The sequence below is a fragment of the uncultured Granulicatella sp. genome (assembly GCF_963515095.1).
Classification (GTDB): Bacteria; Bacillota; Bacilli; order Lactobacillales; family Aerococcaceae; genus Granulicatella.
In genome coordinates this window covers 1-4184 of record NZ_CAUPXD010000056.1, presented here as the reverse complement: position 1 = coordinate 4184, position 4184 = coordinate 1, and the positions used below count along the sequence as shown (strand labels likewise).

The following is a 4184-nucleotide window of genomic DNA, read 5'->3' as shown; positions in this document are numbered from 1 at the left end:
TACACTAAAATAGGGTTGGTGGATTTTCTCCATCAACCCTATAAATTATAGAACCAATTTACTAAAGATTAGTAAAAAATTCTGACAAATGTGCTTTCATTTGATACAATAAAGAGTACATTATGTTTTTAAAGGGAGAATTGAAATGGCAATTATTGGTGTCGGAATGGATGCAATTGAATTATCACGAATTGAAAAAATTGTAGTACAAGATTCATCTTTCATTCAACGAGTATTAACTCCAATGGAATATTCTGTGTATGAAACTTTAGGGATGAAAAGAAAAGTTGAATACTTAGCTGGAAGATTCGCAGCAAAAGAAGCGTATTCTAAAGCGTTAGGCACTGGAATAGGGAAAGCTGTGTCTTTTCAAGAGATTGAAATTCTAAATGCTGAGACTGGACAACCAGTATTAACTGCTCCACACCATTATCAAAAACATATCAGTATTACGCATACAAATCATGATGCGTATGCTGTCGTTATATTAGAAGAGACTCCCCAAATATAGAAGAAGGAAAGTGAAGATATGTTTCCTGCAATTCATAGGAATACACGTGTAATCGTTCATTTAAATGCAATTAAACAAAATATTAAAGCTGTTAAAGATCATTATCCCAATACAGATATTTTTGCAGTAGTAAAGGCAAATGCTTATGGACATGGAATGCTGGAAGTTGCTAAAGTGGCTCATGAAGAAGGAGTTGCAGGATTTTGTGTGGCATTATTAGATGAAGCGATTCAATTAAGACAAGAAGGATTCCAAGAACCGATTCTAATATTAGGAATTAGCCGATTAGAAGATGTACCAATCATCTGTGATTATCGTATATCTACTACAGTGAGCTCTTTAGATTGGTTAGAAAAAGCTCAGACTCTAATTCCAGATGGAAAGAAACTGATTGTGCATCTAGCGATTGATACAGGAATGGGAAGAATTGGAGTTCGAACACCAGAGCAAGTTCAAGAGATAGAACAATTTCTAAGAGAATATGATGAGCAATTTATTTTTGAAGGTATCTTTACTCATTTTGCGACTGCTGATGAAGCAGATACGAGTCAGTTTGAATACCAATTGATAGCTTTTAACGAGTGTGTGGAAGCTTTAGAACAACGTCCAACTTATGTTCATTGTTCAAATTCAGCTGCGGCTATTTGGCATGAAGGATTAACAACAAATGTCATTCGCTGGGGGATTGGCTTGTATGGATTAAATCCTTCTAATGGAGGGTTAAGACTTCCTGATACATTAACATTAGAAGAAGCATTAACTTGGGAAACAGAGATTGTTTTTGTAAAACAATTACATGCAGGGGATACGATTAGTTATGGAGCTACCTATACTTGTAGTGAAGATGAATGGATTGCTACATTACCAGTAGGATATGCTGATGGCTATCTTCGTGCGTATGCTCCTGGTGAAGTCATTGTTTCAGGAGTAAGATGTCCGATTGTTGGACGAGTTTGTATGGATCAATGTATGATTCGTCTTCCTTATGAAATGCCTGTTGGAACAAAGGTAACTTTATTAGGAAAAAATGGTAATGAGTGCATTACAGCAGAAGAATTGTCTCATAGAAGCCACACAATTTCATATGAATCACTTTGTGTAATTAGTGATCGTGTGCCAAGAAGTTATAAATGATGATTAGGAGAAAGATAAATGGTAAAAAGAGGAGAAGTATATTTAGCGGACTTATCTCCTGTAGTAGGAAGTGAACAGGGAGGAAAACGTCCCGTTCTAATTGTTCAAAATGATGTTGGGAATCATTTTAGTACGACGGTAATTGTCGCTGCTATTACGGCAAAACATGAAAAAGCAAATTTACCAACGCATATTGAATTTCAAAAAGATCAATTTCAATTTAGTAAGGAATCTACTGTTTTATTAGAACAAGTTCGTACCATTGATAAAGTGCGATTAATTGAAAAAATAACAGAAGTCGATGATGCCTTTATGGAAAAAGTAAATGAAGGACTCAGAATTAGTTTTGGAATTTAAAAGTATAGATGAAAATTAGTATTTCGTATATAGTTTGAATTGTAAAATAATATAAGAAAAAAGAGGGATTTAATATGAGTCAATTATATGTACATCGTAATCAAGTAAAACAAGGAAATGAATCATTAGAAGTAGCATTCCCAATGGTGAACGATTATTATTGTTTTGATTCTTACAAAGCATTAGCACATTTTATTTCAGAACATTGCTTCTCAGATGAAGATGAATGGAAGAGTACATTACCATTTGATAGAGAATTTGAAATTTGGAAAGAAAGCTTTGAAGCAGACCACTTAAATTTGGACTATGACTTATTTATCGCTAGCTTATCTGAATATGATTATCAAACAATTTGCGAAGAGTATAAGGATGAGTTGCAAATTGGCTATCGTCAAAGTGAAGAAGAGTTGTAAAATTGGAAAAATATGGGTGGAAACGATAGATTCTGCGAAAGTGAGGAATAGACAGATGATAGTATCCATACATCTGAGTGAAGAAGAGGAACAACTCTTCAAAAATTACGCTGAATTTACAGGAGTAGATTTGTCCACTTTATTTAAACGAGCATTATTGGAAAAGATTGAATTAGAGCATGATTTAAACACAATTGCTAAATATGAAAAAGAAAAAGCAAAGGGTAGGCTGGAGCTTTTTGATGTGGAAGAAGTTATGGATGAATTAGGAGTATAGGGGTATTTTTTATCTCTCGCTCTAATGGTAGAAGTGGACTTCGTAGACGGTTGTTTTCTAATTGTATTTCATTTTTTTCTTTGATATAATTACGGAGTAAAACTAATTCGGCTTTTTGTTTGGTTCGATTTTTTCAAACCAGTCAAAAAGCTTTTTCATTAACTGCATCTATATACAATTATGATTAGTAATTGAGTGATTGATTATGATTTTTATGCTTTGGAGCTGTTAGAAAATGGGATTTGATAGAGATTTTATAGATAAGGTATTTACTAGCGGGAGAGATAGAGTTAATAGAGGAATTTATGTAAAGCCTGAAGAACTTATTGAAATATCAGATGAAGATTTGAGTTGTTTTGGTGAAGGTATTTTCTATTGTCTACCTCGGAACCAGTATGTAATGGAGCATAAAGATGAAATTAGAAGAAAATATAACCTTTCTCCAAACATGCCTAAAATAGATGGGATCTATTTACCAACATTTTTAAAAGTGAGTTCATGGGGTAGAATTGGAAAAATCAAACCAAGTTTAAAAGAAATAATTGAAATAGCAAAAAAAGAAAGCAGTTAGAGGAATTATGTCATTCTAAATGATTTAAAGATAGCTTGATTACAGATAGTCGAGAGTGTGAATTGTTAGCAGAAATAGAAGTTTAAGAGTAATTAATAACTGTAGAGAAAGAGTATAATATTCCAAAATCTGAACAAAAACAAATACAAATTGTTCTAGAAAACTATAAGCAGGAATTAAAGGAGTTGAAGAAACATGAAAAATAAGATTATAGATGTTTATAAAATCCCAAACCGTCTTGTTTCTATCACTGTTGAAAATCCTGATTTTTCATATTTGAGAATTAATCAATTTGTGGAGATTGGAGGTAAAAAATACAAAGTTCACAGTATTCCATTTTTAAAATCAATACCTCCAAAATCTATCCTAAAACAAGACACTTTTACAATTGATTATACGGATGACGAATTGATTGATAAAGAAGTCTTGTTTAACTAATTCTCAAACTATTTAGTTAACACTAGGTGCTAATAATGTTTTGGAGGTTTTAGAAAATGGGATTTGATAAAGAGTTTATAGATAGAATTTTTGCTAGCGGAAAAGATAGAGTTAATAGAGCGATTTATGTACCCCCTGAAGAACTTATCGAAATATCTGATGAAGATTTGAGTTATTTTGGTGAGGGTATTTTCTACTGTCTACCTCGTAACCAGTATGTAATGGAACATAAAGATGAAATTAGAAAAAAATATAAACTTTCTCCAAAAATGCCTAAAATAAATGGCATCTATTTAGGTACTTTTGTAAAAATGAACTCATGGAATAGGATTGCAAGAACTAAACCAAGTTTAAAAGAAATAATAAGTATGACTAGAAATTAAATCATTTAATAATTTTTTCATCTGGAACAAATACTTAACAATCATGGTTGTTCGACAAATCCTGTTGGTGAGAAATCACCGACAGGATTTTTTACATGCA

At 32.3% G+C, this 4184-nt stretch carries 8 protein-coding genes; all 8 read left to right on the top strand.

Annotated elements, in window-relative coordinates; all coding sequences use genetic code 11:
• Positions 1-145 precede the first annotated feature (145 nt).
• The 8 genes from acpS to RWL86_RS08240 all read left to right on the top strand — a co-directional run bounded on the left by acpS (position 146) and on the right by RWL86_RS08240 (position 4084).
• On the top strand, positions 146-511 hold the full coding sequence (acpS, locus tag RWL86_RS08275) for a holo-ACP synthase (RefSeq protein WP_314078769.1): 366 nt from the start codon (positions 146-148) through the stop codon (positions 509-511).
• An 18-nt stretch (positions 512-529) separates the two neighbouring features.
• The gene (gene alr / locus RWL86_RS08270; RefSeq protein ID WP_314078767.1) at positions 530-1645 is read left to right on the top strand and encodes an alanine racemase; all 1116 of its coding nucleotides are present in this window, start codon (positions 530-532) and stop codon (positions 1643-1645) included.
• An 18-nt stretch (positions 1646-1663) separates the two neighbouring features.
• Positions 1664-2002, top strand: coding sequence for a type II toxin-antitoxin system PemK/MazF family toxin (locus RWL86_RS08265; RefSeq protein WP_314078764.1), 339 nt, complete (start codon positions 1664-1666; stop codon positions 2000-2002).
• Positions 2003-2076: 74 nt separating this feature from the next.
• Complete coding sequence (locus RWL86_RS08260; RefSeq protein WP_314078761.1) at positions 2077-2415, top strand: hypothetical protein; 339 nt, start codon at positions 2077-2079, stop codon at positions 2413-2415.
• 55 nt (positions 2416-2470) lie between these two features.
• The gene (gene relB, locus RWL86_RS08255; protein WP_314078759.1) at positions 2471-2692 is read left to right on the top strand and encodes a type II toxin-antitoxin system RelB family antitoxin; all 222 of its coding nucleotides are present in this window, start codon (positions 2471-2473) and stop codon (positions 2690-2692) included.
• Positions 2693-2927: 235 nt separating this feature from the next.
• Positions 2928-3263 (top strand): hypothetical protein, encoded by a 336-nt coding sequence (locus tag RWL86_RS08250; protein WP_314078757.1) that lies wholly within the window; start codon positions 2928-2930, stop codon positions 3261-3263.
• A 195-nt stretch (positions 3264-3458) separates the two neighbouring features.
• The gene (locus RWL86_RS08245) at positions 3459-3701 is read left to right on the top strand and encodes a hypothetical protein (RefSeq protein ID WP_314078754.1); all 243 of its coding nucleotides are present in this window, start codon (positions 3459-3461) and stop codon (positions 3699-3701) included.
• Between the two features lie 56 nt (positions 3702-3757).
• The gene (locus RWL86_RS08240) at positions 3758-4084 is read left to right on the top strand and encodes a hypothetical protein (RefSeq protein ID WP_314078752.1); all 327 of its coding nucleotides are present in this window, start codon (positions 3758-3760) and stop codon (positions 4082-4084) included.
• Positions 4085-4184 lie beyond the last annotated feature (100 nt).

Bases quoted from the DNA above. Each gene is read 5' to 3' on its own strand.
- acpS (WP_314078769.1), top strand. From the start codon at position 146: ATGGCAATTATTGGTGTCGGAATGGATGCAATTGAATTATCACGAATT.
- alr (WP_314078767.1), top strand. From the start codon at position 530: ATGTTTCCTGCAATTCATAGGAATACACGTGTAATCGTTCATTTAAAT.
- RWL86_RS08265 (WP_314078764.1), top strand. From the start codon at position 1,664: ATGGTAAAAAGAGGAGAAGTATATTTAGCGGACTTATCTCCTGTAGTA.
- RWL86_RS08260 (WP_314078761.1), top strand. From the start codon at position 2,077: ATGAGTCAATTATATGTACATCGTAATCAAGTAAAACAAGGAAATGAA.
- relB (WP_314078759.1), top strand. From the start codon at position 2,471: ATGATAGTATCCATACATCTGAGTGAAGAAGAGGAACAACTCTTCAAA.
- RWL86_RS08250 (WP_314078757.1), top strand. From the start codon at position 2,928: ATGGGATTTGATAGAGATTTTATAGATAAGGTATTTACTAGCGGGAGA.
- RWL86_RS08245 (WP_314078754.1), top strand. From the start codon at position 3,459: ATGAAAAATAAGATTATAGATGTTTATAAAATCCCAAACCGTCTTGTT.
- RWL86_RS08240 (WP_314078752.1), top strand. From the start codon at position 3,758: ATGGGATTTGATAAAGAGTTTATAGATAGAATTTTTGCTAGCGGAAAA.